The 259-nt window shown below is 73.0% G+C and carries 1 protein-coding gene; it reads left to right on the forward strand.

Features of this window, described 5'->3' with window-relative positions; translation table 11 throughout:
- Positions 1-259: AMP-binding protein (locus FFK22_RS42570; RefSeq protein ID WP_143957086.1), on the forward strand; the 259-nt coding region annotated here is incomplete at both ends.

Consider the following 259-nt stretch of genomic DNA (forward strand, 5'->3'; position numbering starts at 1 on the left):
GGGGACCGGCTGGGCTACATGGTGTCGGATGCGGGCCCGGTCTGCGTGATCGGTTCGGGGGCGGAGGCATGGTGCGGTTCGGTGCCGGTGCTGAGCCTGGAGGAGGCATCGGTGTCGTCGGCGCTGTCGGCGTCGGCGGAGCACGATCCCGGTGACGGGGAGCGGAGGGCGCGGCTGCGGCCGGGGCACCCGGCCTATGTGATCTACACCTCCGGCTCCACCGGACGCCCCAAGGGCGTGGTCGTCACCCATGCCGGCA

It is taken from the genome of Mycobacterium sp. KBS0706, from assembly GCF_005938675.2.
Taxonomy (GTDB): domain Bacteria; phylum Pseudomonadota; class Alphaproteobacteria; order DSM-16000; family Inquilinaceae; genus Inquilinus.